General features: G+C 69.6%; 16 protein-coding genes. 5 read left to right on the forward strand and 11 right to left on the reverse strand.

From position 1 onward, the window contains the following. Window positions 1-44: 44 nt before the first annotated feature. From ACIQWX_RS06860 to ACIQWX_RS06870, 3 genes are read right to left on the reverse strand one after another with little or no spacing between them, the layout of a single operon-like run. On the reverse strand, window positions 45-866 hold the full coding sequence (locus ACIQWX_RS06860; protein ID WP_400866612.1) for a YceI family protein: 822 nt from the start codon (window positions 864-866) through the stop codon (window positions 45-47). After that, window positions 863-3436 carry an MFS transporter gene (locus tag ACIQWX_RS06865; RefSeq protein WP_400866615.1) on the reverse strand — a complete coding sequence of 858 codons (2574 nt, stop codon included), beginning with the start codon at window positions 3434-3436 and terminating at the stop codon, window positions 863-865. Before ACIQWX_RS06865 ends, ACIQWX_RS06860 begins: the two co-directional genes overlap by 4 nt. Then, complete coding sequence (locus ACIQWX_RS06870; protein WP_400866618.1) at window positions 3433-3963, reverse strand: MarR family winged helix-turn-helix transcriptional regulator; 531 nt, start codon at window positions 3961-3963, stop codon at window positions 3433-3435. The genes ACIQWX_RS06865 and ACIQWX_RS06870 overlap by 4 nt, the downstream gene beginning before the upstream one ends. 185 nt (window positions 3964-4148) lie before the next feature. Here ACIQWX_RS06870 and ACIQWX_RS06875 point away from each other — a divergent pair, with 185 nt between their 5' ends. Genes ACIQWX_RS06875 through ACIQWX_RS06890 form a run of 4 tightly spaced genes read left to right on the forward strand, consistent with a single transcriptional unit; the run spans window position 4149 to window position 6737 of the window. Beyond that, entirely contained in the window at window positions 4149-4574 is a 426-nt protein-coding gene (locus tag ACIQWX_RS06875; protein WP_400866621.1) for a PPOX class F420-dependent oxidoreductase, read from the forward strand. Between the two features lie 57 nt (window positions 4575-4631). Continuing rightward, the gene (locus ACIQWX_RS06880) at window positions 4632-6023 is read left to right on the forward strand and encodes an FAD-binding oxidoreductase (protein WP_400866624.1); all 1392 of its coding nucleotides are present in this window, start codon (window positions 4632-4634) and stop codon (window positions 6021-6023) included. A 34-nt stretch (window positions 6024-6057) separates the two neighbouring features. After that, window positions 6058-6330, forward strand: a complete 273-nt coding sequence (locus tag ACIQWX_RS06885; protein ID WP_400866627.1) for a type II toxin-antitoxin system Phd/YefM family antitoxin — start codon at window positions 6058-6060, stop codon at window positions 6328-6330. Then, a complete protein-coding gene (locus ACIQWX_RS06890; protein ID WP_400866630.1) occupies window positions 6330-6737 on the forward strand; it encodes a type II toxin-antitoxin system VapC family toxin in 408 nt (135 codons plus the stop codon). The genes ACIQWX_RS06885 and ACIQWX_RS06890 overlap by 1 nt, the downstream gene beginning before the upstream one ends. Window positions 6738-6790: 53 nt before the next feature. Here ACIQWX_RS06890 and ACIQWX_RS06895 read toward each other — a convergent pair whose 3' ends face one another. From ACIQWX_RS06895 to ACIQWX_RS06910, 4 genes are all read right to left on the reverse strand, one after another. Further along, window positions 6791-7495, reverse strand: coding sequence for a DedA family protein (locus ACIQWX_RS06895; protein ID WP_400866633.1), 705 nt, complete (start codon window positions 7493-7495; stop codon window positions 6791-6793). Between the two features lie 45 nt (window positions 7496-7540). After that, window positions 7541-7882 (reverse strand): hypothetical protein, encoded by a 342-nt coding sequence (locus tag ACIQWX_RS06900; protein WP_400866636.1) that lies wholly within the window; start codon window positions 7880-7882, stop codon window positions 7541-7543. Window positions 7883-7906: 24 nt separating this feature from the next. After that, on the reverse strand, window positions 7907-9058 hold the full coding sequence (gene nagA / locus ACIQWX_RS06905) for an N-acetylglucosamine-6-phosphate deacetylase (protein WP_400869429.1): 1152 nt from the start codon (window positions 9056-9058) through the stop codon (window positions 7907-7909). A gap of 91 nt (window positions 9059-9149) precedes the next feature. Then, the gene (locus ACIQWX_RS06910; RefSeq protein WP_167379675.1) at window positions 9150-9722 is read right to left on the reverse strand and encodes an RNA polymerase sigma factor; all 573 of its coding nucleotides are present in this window, start codon (window positions 9720-9722) and stop codon (window positions 9150-9152) included. Window positions 9723-9910: 188 nt separating this feature from the next. On the opposite strand from ACIQWX_RS06910, the gene ACIQWX_RS06915 reads away from it, so the two are divergent. Then, entirely contained in the window at window positions 9911-10195 is a 285-nt protein-coding gene (locus tag ACIQWX_RS06915; RefSeq protein ID WP_400866639.1) for a YciI family protein, read from the forward strand. Here the strand turns inward: ACIQWX_RS06915 and ACIQWX_RS06920 are convergent. The 4 genes from ACIQWX_RS06920 to ACIQWX_RS06935 form a co-directional block, all read right to left on the reverse strand. Next, window positions 10190-11125: a PDR/VanB family oxidoreductase gene (locus ACIQWX_RS06920; RefSeq protein ID WP_400866642.1), complete on the reverse strand. Its 936-nt coding sequence runs from the start codon at window positions 11123-11125 to the stop codon at window positions 10190-10192. The genes ACIQWX_RS06915 and ACIQWX_RS06920 overlap by 6 nt on opposite strands. A gap of 50 nt (window positions 11126-11175) precedes the next feature. Next, on the reverse strand, window positions 11176-12033 hold the full coding sequence (locus ACIQWX_RS06925) for a metal-dependent hydrolase (RefSeq protein WP_400866645.1): 858 nt from the start codon (window positions 12031-12033) through the stop codon (window positions 11176-11178). Then, complete coding sequence (locus ACIQWX_RS06930) at window positions 12030-13502, reverse strand: flavin-containing monooxygenase (RefSeq protein ID WP_400866648.1); 1473 nt, start codon at window positions 13500-13502, stop codon at window positions 12030-12032. Before ACIQWX_RS06930 ends, ACIQWX_RS06925 begins: the two co-directional genes overlap by 4 nt. A gap of 81 nt (window positions 13503-13583) precedes the next feature. Continuing rightward, window positions 13584-14057 carry a pyridoxamine 5'-phosphate oxidase family protein gene (locus tag ACIQWX_RS06935; RefSeq protein WP_400866651.1) on the reverse strand — a complete coding sequence of 158 codons (474 nt, stop codon included), beginning with the start codon at window positions 14055-14057 and terminating at the stop codon, window positions 13584-13586. Window positions 14058-14059 lie beyond the last annotated feature (2 nt).

Consider the following 14059-nt stretch of genomic DNA (forward strand, 5'->3'; position numbering starts at 1 on the left):
AAGGCCCCCTCACCAGCGGTGAGAGGGCCTTCCCGAAAAACGCGTCAGAACTGCGGCAGCGACTCGCCCTGCACCGCTTCGATGTCCAGCTCGACCTTCACGGTCGTGCCGACCGCCGCGACGCCGGCGCGGACCATCGCGCTGTAGTTGATCGCGAAGTCGTTCCGGTGCAGCGTCGTCTCGGCGTGGAACGCCGCGCGCACGCCACCCCACGGGTCCGGGCCCCAGCCGCCGTACGTCAGCTCCAGCTCGATCTCGCGGCGCTCGCCGTGCAGCGTCAGCTCGCCCCGCATCGTCCACGAGTCCGCGCCGCGCTGGTGCAGCCCGGTGCTCGTGAACGTGATCACCGGGTGGACGTCGACGTCGAGGAAGTCCGCCGAGCGCAGGTGGTCGTCGCGCATCCGGATGCCGGTGTCGATCGTCGCCGCCTTGATCTCGGCGTGCACCGACGACCGCTCGGCCGGGCGGCCGATCTCGATCCGGCCGGACAGGTCCGGGAACCGCGCCTTGATGCTCGCGATGCCCAGGTGCCGGGCGGTTGCGACCACCGACGAGTGCATCGGGTCGATCACCCACGGCCCGGCGGACGGCAGCTCGACCGCCTCGGCGACCGGGGCCAGCACGACGTCGCCGAGCGAGCCGGAGCCGTCCGAGGCGACCTGCGCCATCCGGGCGACCGGGGTGTACCCGGCCGCCGTGACGACGGCGGTGTACGTCCCCGCCGGGAGGCCGCCGGTGACGACCTCCCCGCGGACGTCGGCCGCCTGCCGGGCGACCTGCCGCCCGGCCGGGTCGGTCACGGTGAGCACCGCGTGCTCCACCGCCCACCCCTCGGCCGTGCGGAAGGTCGCGCGCAAGCCGCTCATGACCGGTCGACCAGCTCGTCGAGGGCCTGGTCGTAGCTCAGCCGGACGTCGTGGCCCGCTTCGCCGCCGGTCAGCTCCACCTGGCTGGTCGCCGGCGGGTAACCGCTCGCGACCACGGTGTACGCGCCCGCGGGCAGGTCGCTGACCAGGTACCGGCCATCGGCGTCGGTCCGCGCGACCGCGGCCACGTTGCCCTCGGCGTCGAGCACGGTGATCCGCGCGTCCGGGACGACCCGGTCGCCCTCGGTGCGCGCGACACCGGTCAGCTGCACCGAGCTGGCCAGCTCGATGTCGTGGCGCAGCACGCCGCTGTCGGGCACGGTCAGCGTCACCGCGACGGGCCGGTGGCCCGCGCCGCTGGCGACCAGGGTGTAGGCCCCGGCGCCGACCCCGACGAAGGCGTACGTGCCGTCCGTGGTCGTGATGAACGCGCCGTTGACCTCGCCGCGGCCGTCGGTCAGCGTGACCGTGACGTTCGCCAGCGGGGAGCCGGTGGCGGCCGCCCGGACGGTGCCGGTCAGCTCGCCGGACCCGGTGAGCGTGACGTCGACCGTCGCCGGCCCGTTGCTGATCACGACGCTGGAGGCCTGCGGCTGGTGGCCGTGGGCCGACACGATGAGGACGTACGCGCCCGGGCCCTGGCTGGGCACCGAGTAGCTGCCGTCCGCGGCGCCGGTGGCCCGCGCGACCTGGCGGCCGCGCTGGTCGATCAGGGTCAGCGCCGCGCCCGAGACGTGGCTGCCGTCCTGACGGCGGACGTGGCCGGTCACCGGCGCGCCACCCGCGCCGACCGGGGTGTCGAGCTCGGCGTCCGCGAGGGAGTTCGTGATCGGCAGCGCGCCCGAAACGGCCTGGTAGTCACCGTGCCCGTTCGTGCTCAGCGCGTGCCGCCCGCCGCCGACCAGCGCCGGCTCGCGGTCGACCGGCTTGACCGGCTCGACGATCTCGGTCGGCTCGTCCGCGTGGTCGTCCGCCTCGAGCAGCGCCTCGCCGCCCTCCATGGCCGCCGCGGCCGGGGCCGCGTTGGTCAGCGGGATCTCCTTCATGAACAGCAGCACGATCGTGGCCAGCAGGGCCACCGCACCCGCGATGTAGAACACCGTGGTGATCGACTCGGTGAAGCCGATCAGCACCGGGGTCTTGATCGCCTCGGGCAGGTTCTGGATGCCGCTGGTGTCCCCGGACAGGCTGCCGATGCCCGCGCCGGCGCCCTCGGGCAGCTTGCCGCCGAACGCCTTCGTGATGTTGGGCAGCAGGGTGTTGAACAGGACCGTCAGGAAGATCGCGACACCGGCGGTACCACCGATCTGGCGGAAGAACGTCGCCGACGCGGTCGAGACGCCCATGTCGCTGCGCGGGCCCGCGTTCTGCACCGCGATGATCAGCGTCTGCATGCACTGGCCGAGGCCGAGACCGATGATGGCGGCCGCGACGAGCGGGTGCCACAGCGGCGAGTCGTACTTGACCTGCGCGAAGAAGAACGCGCCACCGGCGATCAGGATCGTGCCGACGATCGGGAAGATCTTGTAGCGCCCGGTCTTCCCGGTCAGCCGGCCGGACACGATCGAGCTGGTCATGATGCCCGCCATCAGCGGCAGCATCAGCAGACCGGACTCGGTCGGGGTGTAGCCCTGCACGACCTGCATGAACTGCGGGATCATCGTGATCGCGCCGAACATCGCGACACCGACGATGACGCCGCCGATGATCGCCACGGTGAACGTCGAGTTCTTGAACAGCCGCAGCGGGATCAGCGCGGCGTCCTTCATGATCTTCTCGACCAGGATGAACGAGATGACGCCGACGCCGCCGACGACGTAGCAGAGGATCGCCTTGCCGTCGCCCCAGCCCCACTTCTGGCCCTGCTCGGCGACGATCAGGAACGGCACGACCGCGACGACCAGCGTCAGCGCGCCCCACCAGTCGATCTTGTGCTCGTGGCGCTCGTGCGGCACGTTCAGGACCTTGGCCACGACGAACAGCGCGATGATGCCGATCGGGACGTTGATCAGGAAGACCCAGCGCCAGCCGTGCAGGCCGGCCAGGTTGTCGATGCCGGCGAAGAAGCCGCCGAGCACCGGGCCGAGCACGGTCGACAGGCCGAACACGGCCAGGATGTAGCCCTGGTACTTCGCCCGCTCACGCGGCGGCACGATGTCGCCGAGGATGGTCATGGCCAGCGACATCAGACCGCCGGCGCCGAGGCCCTGCACCGCGCGGAACGCGGCCAGCTCGTACATCGACGTCGAGAAGGTCGACGCGGCGGAACCGGCGACGAAGATGCCGATCGCGGCCAGGTAGAACGGCTTGCGGCCGTAGATGTCGGAGAGCTTGCCGTAGATCGGCGTGACGATCGTCGAGGTGATCAGGTACGCCGTGGTCGCCCACGCCTGCAGGTCGAAGCCGTGCAGGTCGTTGGCGATCTTGACGATCGACGTGCCGACGATCGTCTGGTCGAGCGCGGCGAGGAACATGCCGCACATCAGGCCGCTCAGGATCGTGACGATCTGGCGGTGGCTCAGCCGTGGTGGTTCCTTCGCCACGGGTTGTTCGACGGTGGTGGTGCTCATGCGTTGGCCCCCTTGGCCGGTGCACCGGCGGACGCACTCGCGTCGGCCAGCTGTGGAGAGTGGTTCTCGATACCTGTGTTGAGCCGGCCGAACAGCGTGTTCAGGGTCTGGATCTCCCCTTCGGTCCAGTCCCCGAGCACTTCGGCCAGCCACTGGTTGCGCTGCTTGCGGTTCTCTTCGAACACCCGCATGCCCTCGGAGGTCGGTGCGAGCAGGCAGGCCCGGCCGTCTTCGGGATCGGCCTGGCGCTCGACCAGGCCGTGCTGGACGAGCGAGCTCGACTGCCTGCTGATCGTGGAGATCTCGGAGTGGAGCGACTCGGCGAGCCTGCTGGTGCGCTGCGGGCCCTCGTGGATGAGGGTGAAGAGGATCGCGTAGGCCGCCCGCTCGATGCCGTCGGGACCCTGCTTGGACACCTGGGACTTCGCCTTGTTGATCAGGCGGACCAGGCGCACGAGCTCGTGCCCGAGCTGGTCGGCGAGGTCCAGCTCGGCTTTGGGCCGGGTGGCGGAGACATCAGGTGCCATGGGTGGAGTCCTTCACGGCGTTGGTTGGCGGCTGCAACTAGTTGCCTCAGGCAAGGATGTGCCTTCACCACCGGTTATGCAAGCGGACGCCGGGTCGATGTGTCGGAACACACTTTAGTTGCCATACGCAAGCAGTTTCCCGGCGGCTCGCGGAACAAACGCGGCGGCACCCGGTTGGTACAGCTATGACGGACGACACAGCGCTGAAGGACTTCCTCGCCGCGCGCCGCCACGGCGTGCTGGCCACGATCCGCCGCGACGGGCGGCCCCAGCTGTCCACGATCACGCACCTGTACGACGCCGAGGCGAACACGATCGTCGCGTCGATCACCGAGACCAGGGCGAAGACGAAGAACATGCGCCGCGACCCGCGGGTGACCTACCACGTGGGCAGCGAGGACGGCTGGAGCTACGTCGTCGCGGAGGGAACGGCGTCGCTGACGGCGCCGGCGGCGTCACCGGACGACGAGACCGTCGAAGCGCTCGTCGACTACTACCGCCGGGCGGCGGGCGAGCACCCCGACTGGGACGAGTACCGCGCCGCGATGGTCAGCGACCAGCGAGTACTCCTTCGGGTGCACGTGGACAAGCTGCTGGGACTGGTCCGGTAGGGCCGTTTTGAAATAGAAGTTCCGCAGTGCGGAGTATCCGGGCTTACCATGAAAGCCATGAGCGACGAAGCTTTGGTCACCCGGCTGCGCGACCTGCTCGGCAAGGGCGCGGTGCTCACGGACGCCGACGTCACGGCGTCGTACGCGCGCGACATGATGCCGCTGGCGCCCTCGGGCCGGCCCCTGGCGGTGGTGCTGCCCGCGAACGTCGAGGAGGTGCAGGCGGTCGTCAAGGCGTGCGCCGAGGCGGGGGTGCCGATCGTGCCGCGCGGGGCGGGCAGCGGCCTGTCCGGCGCGGCGAACGCGATCGACGGCTGCGTGACGCTGTCGCTGACCAAGCTGAACGAGATCGTCGAGATCGACCCGGGCAACCGGCTGGCGGTCGTCCAGCCGGGCGTGGTCAACCTGGACTTCCGCAACGCGGTGGAGAAGCACGGGCTCTTCTATCCACCGGACCCGTCGAGCTACGACTGGTGCACGATCGGCGGCAACCTGTCGACCAACGCGGGCGGCCTGTGCTGCGTGAAGTACGGGGTCACGACGGACTCGGTGCTGGGCCTGGAGGTCGTCCTGGCGGACGGGTCCCTGCTGAAGACGGGGCGCCGGACGGTGAAGGGCGTGGCGGGCTACGACCTGGCCCGGCTGTTCGTGGGGAGCGAGGGCACGCTGGGCGTGATCACACAGGCGACGGTCCAGCTGAAGCCGCTGCCCCAGGCCCCGGCGACGCTGGTCGCGGGCTTCTCGACGACCGAGGCGGCCGGCGAGGCCGTAGCGCGGGTCGTGCGTGAGGGGCTCGTGCCGTCTCTGCTGGAGATCATGGACGCGTCGTCGATCAAGGCGTCCGAGACGTACTTGAAGACGGATCTGGGTGCCGGGTCGGACTGTCAGGCGTTGTTGCTGGGGCAGTCCGACGCCGGTGGCGAGGTCGCACGGCGGGAGCTGGCGGCGTTGGAGCAGATCTGCGTGGACTGCGGGGCGGATCTGGCGTACACGACCGAGGACCTCGAAGAGGGGCGGATGCTGCTGCAGGCCCGCCGGGTGGTGCTGACGGCTTTGGAGACCTACGGGCAGTGGCTGACCGATGACGTTTGCGTGCCGCGGACTCGGATCGCGGAGCTGATCCGCGGGTGCGAGAAGATCAGCTCCGAGGTGGGGCTGCGGATCGCGGTGGTCGGGCACGCGGGCGACGGCAACATGCACCCGACGATCGTCTACCAGCCCGACGACGCCGACGAGTTCGCTCGGGCACGGAAGGCGTTCGACGAGATCCTCGAGGTCGGGCTGTCCCTGGGTGGGACGGTGACCGGGGAGCACGGGGTCGGCAAGATCAAGCGCGAGTGGCTGGAGCGCGAGATCGGACCGGTGGGGATGCGGGTCCACCGCCAGATCAAGGCGGCGCTGGACCCGGGGAACCTGTTCAACCCGGGGTCGATGTTCTCGATGACCTGATTGTAGTACTACATCGTAGTACTACAATGGTGCCATGAATCAGGTAGCTGTCCGCGAGCTGAACCAGGACACGGCCGGTGTGCTGGCCAGGGTGAAGGCCGGTGAGGATGTCGAGATCACCGAACGCGGCACGGTCATCGCGCGGATCGTTCCCGCGCAGCCGAGTCCGGTTTCGGTGCTGATCGCGTCGGGGAAGCTGCACCCGGCCTCGGTGGACGGGCCGATGCCGCGCCCGCACGGACCTGTCCGAACCGACCTCGAAGCCGGGGAGCTGGTTCGCGCGCTCCGCGACGACGAACGCTACTGATGATCTATCTCGATACGGCTGCCTTGGTGAAGCTGGTCAGGCACGAGACCGAGAGTGAGGCGCTGGTCGACTGGCTGGACGAACGACAGGGCACCCTGCTCGTGACGTCGGTTCTGGCCGAAGTCGAACTGCCCCGGGCTCTCTTACGCAGCGACCCTGGCTTGCTGACCGATGTCCCCGCGGTGATGGCGCGGGTTGCGAAGTACGAGATTGACGACGTGGTGCGCCGGACCGCAGCAGCCTACCCATCACCTGATCTGCGCTCGTTGGACGCGATCCACCTGGCCACCGCGCACGCCGTGTTCGGCAGGCAGCTGACGTCGTTCGTCACCTACGACAAACGCCTGCTGGCCGTCGCCGAGGCGATGGGACTGCCGACCGACAGCCCGGGCGTGGACATCAAGTGACCTGACGGAAAAGGGCCCCACCGCCGACCGGTGGGGCCCTTCAAGTCCAAGCTTCAGTCCCGGACCCGCGGAATCCGCTGAGTGACCTCGGCGTCGGCCTCGGCCGGCACCGCCTTCTTCTCGCGCCGCGCCTTCAGGTACTCCAGCACGATCGGCACCACCGACACCAACACGATCAGCACGAAGATCGCGTCCACGTTGTTCGCGATGAACGACACCCCGCCCAGCAGCGACCCGAGCACCGTGATGCCCGCCGCCCACAGGATGCCGCCGATCACCGTGTACGTGAAGTAGCGCTTCGGGTCCATGCGGCCGATGCCCGCGATCCACGTGATGAACGTCCGGACGAACGGCACGAACCGGGCCAGCACCACCGCCTTGGGCCCGTGCTTCTCCAGGAACTCGTGCGTCTTGTCGACGTACTCCTTCTTGAAGAACTTCGAGTCGGGCCTGCTGAACAGCTTCGGCCCGACGAAGTAGCCGATGTAGTAACCGACCACGTTGCCGAGCAGCGCCGCGACCGTCACCAGCACGCAGACCAGCCACAACGGCGCGTCGAGGGTGCCGTTCGCGATGAACAGGCCCGCCGTGAACAGCAGGGAGTCACCGGGCAGCACCGGGAAGATGCTGCTCTCGATGAAGATGATCAGGCACAGCACCGCGATGACCGGCGTCGTCAGGCCGCTCAGCAGGTGCTGCGGGTCCAGCCACGACGGCAGCAGGGACATCGTGTTGACCGTGCTCTGGGCGAGAATCACCCCAAAAACGGTACAGGGTCACCCTGAGTCGTTACTGAGACCCGGTCAGACCAGCGTCAGCAGCCCCACCACGGACCCCGCGGCGAGGCCCAGCAGCACCGCCAGCAGCAGGATCCAGTACGCGGGCAGCTGCGCCGATTGACGCGGCGGGGGTGGCGGTGGCGGGGAGTACGCGGTGGGTGCTTCGGACGCCGCGTCCAGCGCCGCCCGCTCGCGCTCCAGCGAGTCCGCGCCGGCGCCCGAGAGGAGCCCGTACGCGGACGGCAGCTCATTGGTCGGGACGGCGTCCGTCTCCTTCTCCCGCGGCGGCGAAGCCGACGGGGCGAAGACGGCTTGCGCGCGAAGGGCGTCCGCCAGCAACTGCTCGGGGTCCTTCGGCTCGCTCATCTCCGCCCAATTCGCTCGTCCGTATCAGGTACTCAAGGTAGCCGTACCCACCTCGGCGACCCACTCACCCCGGCGCAGCACCTTCGCGGGCCGCAGGTCCTGGTCGAGGACGACGATGTCGGCCACGTACCCGGGGCACAGCATCCCGGTGCGGTCGGCGATGCCGAGCAGCTCGGCGGGCCGTTGCGACGTCGCGTGCACCGCGTCGAGGATGCCGAGTTTCGCACCCCGGACCAGATTGCGGAAGGCGGTGTCCATCGTCAGGGTGCTGCCGGCCAGCGAGCCGTTGTCGGCGAGGGTCGCGACGCCGTCGTGGACGTCGACCTCGAGACGGCCCAGCGTGTAGCGGCCGTCGGCGGCGTCGGTGGCCGACATCGCGTCGGTGATCAGCACCGTCCGGTTGCGGCCCGCGTGCTTCGCGGCCAGCCGCACGACCGTCGGGTGCAGGTGGACGAGGTCGCAGATGAGCTCGATCGTGATGCGCTCGTCATCGAGCAGTGCCCCGACCGGGCCCGGCTCGCGGTGGTGCAGCGGCCGCATGCCGTTGAACAGGTGCGTCGCGACGGAAGCGCCCGCGTCGATGGCGGGCAGCAGCTGCTCCTCGACGCCGTCGGTGTGCCCGATGGCGGCGATGACGCCCGACTCGGCCAGCTGCCGGACGGCCTTGATGCCGCCGTGCAGCTCCGGGGCGATGGTGACCATCCGGATCGCGCCCTGGCCGGCGCGCAGGAGCTTGTCGACCGTGCCGGTGTCCGGCTCCAGGAGCGTCTCCGGGTCGTGCGCCCCGCAGCGGGCCTTCGAGATGAACGGCCCCTCCAGGTGGATGCCCGCGACCTCGCCGTCCTGGACGAGCTCACGCAGCGCCGCGACCTGGTCACGCAGGATGTCCACCGGGTCGGACACCAGGCTGGCGAGCATGGTCGTGGTGCCGTGACGGCGGTGCGCTCGCACCGCCGTCAGGAGTTCCTCGGGATCGAGGGAGGTGAACGAAGCACCTCCCCCGCCGTGGCAGTGGGTGTCGACGAACCCGGGCACGACCAGTGCCCCGCCGACGTCGACGTGCTCGCCCGACGGCGGGGTCCCGGAACCCACGCCGGCGATCCGCCCGTCGGAGACGGCTACCCAGCCGTCGTCGAGTACACGGTCCGGGGCAGCGACCCGGCCGCCCATGATCACGAAATCTCCGGCGCCTCTCACGCACCCCAGCATATATTGGTCTGGACCAAGCATGGTGATACGACTCAGTGATCGGAATGGTCCACCCGGGTCACTGTGGGGCCTGCATGGCCTTCTGGAGTGCCTCGAGCGCCCGGCTGGCGGTCGACTTAACGGTACCCTTGGAAATGCCTGCGGCCTCAGAGATTTCGGCTTCGCTCAGCCCACCGTAGTAACGCAGCACCAGCACTTCGCGCTGGCGGGGCGGCAGCTTGGACAGCGCGCTGACCACCGCCTGGTGCTCGCTGGACAGCATCGCGAGGCTCTCCGCGGACCGCGCGTTGACCGCGTGCGGCGGCACGTATTCGCGAGCTGTCTTGCGGCGGCGCAGCACGCTGCGCGACCCGTTGACCACGGCCGTGCGCAGGTAGCCGACGGCGGCCGCGGCGTCCCGGAGGCGCCCCCAGTTGCGGTGCAGGCCGGTGAAGGCCTCCTGGACGACGTCTTCCGCGGTCGCGGGCTCGTCGACCAGCAGAATCGCCAGCCGGACCAGCCGCATGCGGTGCTGGCGGTAGAGGTCTTCGAGGGTCAGCGGTGTCGGCGTCTGCGCCGGGGCCGGACCGTCCATGACCCGCAGGTGGCCGAGGGTCGCCTCGACGCTGCGTTCCGCATTGCCCTCGAGCATGAACCCCTGCCTGTCCTCGACCCCGGTTTGCACGGTGTGTCGCGTCAGCAGGTTCACGGTATTCACAGCGCTCACACAGGTACTGACGCACGCCCAGCCTATCGGGTTGGGTTGCCGTCGCCACAGATCGGCCGCCGCGACACGGGTAGGTTCGGACGCGTACCGCCCGCGCGACCCCGGAGAGCCCCATGGCCTGGTTCCTCGTCGAAATCACCTACGTCCAGGAGAAGATGCCGGACGTCCGCCCCCGGCACCGCGAGTTCCTGAGCGCGCTGGCCGAGCAGGGCCGCGTCGCGGTCGCCGGCCCGCTCGGCGACGGCACCGGCGGCCTCACGCTCTACCAGGCCGACGACGAGGCGCACCTGAAGGAGACGATCGACCAGGACCCGTACTTCCTGGAAGGCGTCGTCGCCGAGCGGTCGATCCGCGAGTTCAAGCCGGTCATCGGCGCCTGGATCCCGCAGGGGTCATAGGTCGAGGACAGCGGTGCCGCGGTCGACGCAGATCCGCATCGGCGCGCCGCCGGCCGTCGGCACCGCGCACGTCCCGCAGAAGCCCTGCCGGCACGAGTAGGGCGTGGCCGGGCGCGCCTCGAGGAGCACGTCGAGGGCGGTTCGATCGCCCGGGACGTCGAGAACTTGCCCTGAGCTGCGCAGAGTGAGCCGGAACGGCTCGCCGGCGACGATCGGCGGCGGGGCGAACCGCTCGAAGTGCACCGCGCAATTCTTCAGCGCCAGGTCGACGCGGACGCCGGTGATCATCGGCACCGGGCCGCAGCAGTACACCGCTGCCCCTTCGGGCAGACCTTCCAGCAGCTCCGCGCCGGACGCCGGGACGCCGTATTCGGTGTCGGGGCGGATCCAGACGCGGTCGTCGTCCGGCAGTTCGTCCAGGAACGGCATCGACTCGCGGCTGCGGCCGGTGTAGACCAGCCGCCAATCCGCGCCGTTCGCCGCGGCCGTGTGGACCATCGGCAGGATCGGCGTGATCCCGATGCCGCCGGCGATGAACAGGAACGGGCCGCCGCCGACGAAGGGGAACGCGGTCCGCGGGCCCCGGACGGTCACCCGCGTGCCCGGCTCGAGCGCGTGGACCTCGGCCGACGCGACGCCGATCTTCCGCACGGCGATGCGGTAATGATCCTTTTCGGACGGATCGCCGCAGAGGGAGTACTGCCGCACCAGGCCCGAGGGCAGCACGAGATCGAGGTGCGCGCCCGGTCGCCAGCCCGGCAGCGGCCCGCCGTTCGCCAGTCGCAAGCTGACGACGTCCTCGGCCTCGGACCGCACTTCTTCGACCACCAGGTGCAGGTTCCGGTCCACGGCACGCACCGGAGGACGCCGCCGCCCGCTGAACCCGGACATCCGGCGGTAAACACCCACGACACCGACCAAAGTGGACATCAGGTGATCGGTCCGCCCACTCCCGTCCAGCCGGGCGGGCCGGCCGAGTGTCACCCGGCGGCCCGGGCGGCCGGGGAACTCGCCAGGTACGCCACCGCCTGCTCGGTGCTCCCCGTTTCGGTCGGGTGGTACGACTTCCGGAAGTACGGCCGGATTTCCTGTACCAGCTGACGCCCGCTCGGCAGCAACCCGCGCTTCGCGGCTCGGAAGTAACCCCGCAGCGACGCGCGGCCCGGGCGCGTCGGATCGTTATGCATCAGATATCGCGTGCCGCGTGCGAACACCCACGCCAGCACCGGCGTCACCGCCGCCATGCTCCGCACCCGCCGCGTGTACCGCCCGTCCAAGTGCATGAAGAGGTCGAACGCGACCGACCGGTGTTCGACCTCCTCGGCGCCGTGCCAGCGCAGCAGGTCGAGCATCACCGGGTCGGCGCCCGCGTCCTCCAGGGGCGCGTCGAGCACCCATTGGCCGAGGAACGCCGTGTAGTGCTCGATCGCGGCGACCATCCCGAGCCGTTCGACCAGCCACTCCTCGGCCGCGCGGCCGGTCAGGTCGCGGTCGCCGAGCAGCTTGCGGAACAGCCACTCCATCTGCGCGATGAACGGCCGCACCGGCACGCCGGCGGCTTCGAGGTGCGCGGCCGCGCCGTCGTGGGCCTCGGCGTGCACCGCCTCCTGGCCGATGAACCCGAGGACGTCGGCCTTGAGCCGCTCGTCGCGGATCAGCGGCACCGCCTGCTTGAACACCTCGACGAACCAGCGCTCGCCCTCGGGCAGCGCCAGGTGCAGGACGTTGATGGTGTGCGTGACCTGCGGTTCGCCCGGAACCCAGTGCATCGGCAGCGCCGCCCAGTCGAACTTCACGTCCCGCGCGTGCAGGACGAGCTGTTCGTCCGGGGAGGTCATGACGAGCGGCCGGACAGCTCGTAGTCCGCGGGGTCGACCTTGCGCGTCTCGAGCCAGTAGCGCCACGTGAAGCCGGGCCAGATCGTCCGGTTGACGCCCTTCGCGTCGAGGTACCAGCTCTTGCAGCCACCCTGCGTCCAGACGCCCTTGACCAGCTTGTCCTGGATCTCCCGCTGGAACTTGTCCTGCACGCTCGGCCGGACGTCGAGCGCGGCGGCGTCGCGGGAGTCGGCGAGCTTGATCGCGTCGACGACGTACCGCGACTGCGACTCGATCATGAACACGACGGAGTTGTGGCCCAGCGCGGTGTTCGGCCCGAGCAGGAAGAACAGGTTCGGGAAGCCGGACACGCTGATGCCCTTGTGCGTCTGCATCCCCTCGACGGCCCACTCCTTGGCGAGGTTGCGGCCGTCGACGCCGGTGATGTCGAGGTACTCGAGCGCGTCGGTGACCTTGAAGCCGGTGCCGTAGACGATGGCGTCGACTTCGTGCTCGACACCCGCGGAGTCGACGATCGAGTGCGCCTTGACCTCCTTGATCCCGGAGGTGTTCACGTCGACGTTCGGCCGGGCCAGCGCCGGGTAGTAGTCGTTGGAGATCAGGACGCGCTTGCAGCCCATCGTGTAGTCCGGCGTGACCTTCTTGCGCAGCGCGCGGTCCTGGATGCCCTTCGCGATGTTGCGCTTCGCGATCAGCTCGCCGGCCTTCATGATCGCCGGGTGGCCGTTGAAGCCGATGGCACGGGCTTCGAGCAGCCAGTACAGCGCATTGCGGTAGAGGCGCTGGACGCCGGGAACGCGCTTGAACAGCGTCTGCGCCCAGCCCGGCATCGCGTGGTCGGGCTTCGGCATGATCCACGGCGGCGTGCGCTGGAAGAGCGTCAGCTCCGCGACGTCCGGGGCGATCTTCGGGACGAACTGGACGGCGCTGGCACCGGTGCCGACGACGGCGACCTTCTTGCCGCGCAGGTCGTATTCGTGGTTCCACTGCGCGGAGTGCCAGGTCTGGCCCTTGAACTCCCCGATCCCGGGCAGCTCGGGGACCTGCGGGATGTGCAGGCCGCCGACGCCGGAGACGAGGAACTGCGCGACGAACTCGCGGCCGTCCTTCGTGGTCGCCGTCCAGCGGCGCTCGCCCTCGTCCCAGTGGGCGCCGGTGAGCTCGACGCCGAACCGGATCTTCTCGCGCAGCCGGTACTTGTCCGCGACGCCCTTGAGGTAGTCGAAGATCTCCGGCTGCGGCGAGAACGACCGCGACCAGCCCGGGTTCTGCTCGTACGAGAACGAGTACATGTGCGACTGCACGTCGCACGCGCACCCGGGGTAGGAGTTGTCGCGCCAGGTGCCACCCACCTCGTCGGCCTTCTCCAGGACCACGTAGTCCCGGATGCCGGCCTTTTCGAGCTGGATCGCCTGGCCCAGACCGGAAAACCCGGTCCCCACGATCACGACCTTGAACCGCTCGGTCATCTGTCGGCCTCCACCGCTTCGAGGATGCTGCCCAGATGACGTTACCTCAGGTAACAGTTACTTGGAAGTACTCCCTACCGATCAGTACGTCCCGCCGAGCTTGGTGTGGTCCCAGCTGACGACCTTCGTCGGGCGGAACACCAGCCCGACGCGTTTCGGGGCCTGACCTGCGATGAAGCCCTTGAGTTCGTCGGGGACGGGGTCGCCGGGCTTGGCGCCGGCGTAGCGCTGCATGAGCGTGATCCCCATCCGCGTGACTTCTTCGGTGTCCTCGATGAGCTCGACGTCCGCCTCGAGCGAGACGCCGCGGAGCTTCTCGTAGCTGTCGCCGTCCTCGATGAGCACGGTCGCCTCCGGCAGGCGGCGGAGGTTCTTCGCCTTCTGCGAGGTGCCGTACGTCCAGGTCGCGACGCCGTCCTCGTTCGGGTAGTACCAGAGCGGGGCGAGGTGCGGGCGGCCGTTCGGGCCGACGCTGGCGACGTTGATGACCTTCTGCTCGGCGAAGTACGCGCGGACTTCGTCGTCGGTCATCCGGATCTGGTCACGACGGGACATCT

This window comes from Amycolatopsis sp. NPDC098790 (assembly GCF_044759945.1).
GTDB lineage: Bacteria > Actinomycetota > Actinomycetes > Mycobacteriales > Pseudonocardiaceae > Amycolatopsis.

Bases quoted from the DNA above. Each gene is read 5' to 3' on its own strand.
- ACIQWX_RS06860 (WP_400866612.1), bottom strand. From the start codon at position 866: ATGAGCGGCTTGCGCGCGACCTTCCGCACGGCCGAGGGGTGGGCGGTG.
- ACIQWX_RS06865 (WP_400866615.1), bottom strand. From the start codon at position 3,436: ATGAGCACCACCACCGTCGAACAACCCGTGGCGAAGGAACCACCACGG.
- ACIQWX_RS06870 (WP_400866618.1), bottom strand. From the start codon at position 3,963: ATGGCACCTGATGTCTCCGCCACCCGGCCCAAAGCCGAGCTGGACCTC.
- ACIQWX_RS06875 (WP_400866621.1), top strand. From the start codon at position 4,149: ATGACGGACGACACAGCGCTGAAGGACTTCCTCGCCGCGCGCCGCCAC.
- ACIQWX_RS06880 (WP_400866624.1), top strand. From the start codon at position 4,632: ATGAGCGACGAAGCTTTGGTCACCCGGCTGCGCGACCTGCTCGGCAAG.
- ACIQWX_RS06885 (WP_400866627.1), top strand. From the start codon at position 6,058: ATGAATCAGGTAGCTGTCCGCGAGCTGAACCAGGACACGGCCGGTGTG.
- ACIQWX_RS06890 (WP_400866630.1), top strand. From the start codon at position 6,330: ATGATCTATCTCGATACGGCTGCCTTGGTGAAGCTGGTCAGGCACGAG.
- ACIQWX_RS06900 (WP_400866636.1), bottom strand. From the start codon at position 7,882: ATGAGCGAGCCGAAGGACCCCGAGCAGTTGCTGGCGGACGCCCTTCGC.
- ACIQWX_RS06910 (WP_167379675.1), bottom strand. From the start codon at position 9,722: ATGCTCGAGGGCAATGCGGAACGCAGCGTCGAGGCGACCCTCGGCCAC.
- ACIQWX_RS06915 (WP_400866639.1), top strand. From the start codon at position 9,911: ATGGCCTGGTTCCTCGTCGAAATCACCTACGTCCAGGAGAAGATGCCG.
- ACIQWX_RS06920 (WP_400866642.1), bottom strand. From the start codon at position 11,125: ATGTCCACTTTGGTCGGTGTCGTGGGTGTTTACCGCCGGATGTCCGGG.
- ACIQWX_RS06925 (WP_400866645.1), bottom strand. From the start codon at position 12,033: ATGACCTCCCCGGACGAACAGCTCGTCCTGCACGCGCGGGACGTGAAG.
- ACIQWX_RS06930 (WP_400866648.1), bottom strand. From the start codon at position 13,502: ATGACCGAGCGGTTCAAGGTCGTGATCGTGGGGACCGGGTTTTCCGGT.
- ACIQWX_RS06935 (WP_400866651.1), bottom strand. From the start codon at position 14,057: ATGTCCCGTCGTGACCAGATCCGGATGACCGACGACGAAGTCCGCGCG.